At 48.8% G+C, this 412-nt stretch carries 2 tRNA genes; both read right to left on the reverse strand.

The annotated features are described in order from the left end of the window. Positions 1 to 103: 103 nt before the first annotated feature. A tRNA-Ala gene (locus tag ACKQAD_RS20275) sits at positions 104 to 179 on the reverse strand. A gap of 42 nt (positions 180 to 221) precedes the next feature. Further along, positions 222 to 298: transfer RNA gene (locus ACKQAD_RS20280), tRNA-Ile, on the reverse strand. Positions 299 to 412 lie beyond the last annotated feature (114 nt).

Here is a 412-nt window from a genome sequence, read left to right on the forward strand (position 1 = left end):
ACTGTTCAGCTGTCATGTTTCAATTTTCAGCTTGTTCCAGATTGTTAAAGAGCAAAATACTTCGCAGCATACTGTTGCCAATACGCTCTGAAGTTTTTTTTAATGGTGGAGCTATGCGGGATCGAACCGCAGACCTCCTGCGTGCAAAGCAGGCGCTCTCCCAGCTGAGCTATAGCCCCATCGTTGCTTACAGATACCTTGCATCCCACTCACGGAAGAGTTGGTAGGCCTGAGTGGACTTGAACCACCGACCTCACCCTTATCAGGGGTGCGCTCTAACCACCTGAGCTACAAGCCTATCAAGGTATTTCTGCTCGTTATTTTCATCAGACAATCTGTGTGAGCACTGCACTCAATCCACATCTTCTTGGTAAGGAGGTGATCCAACCGCAGGTTCCCCTACGGTTACCTT

Origin of the sequence: Pectobacterium artocarpous (assembly GCF_046159765.1) — a bacterium.
Classification (GTDB): Bacteria; Pseudomonadota; Gammaproteobacteria; order Enterobacterales; family Enterobacteriaceae; genus Pectobacterium.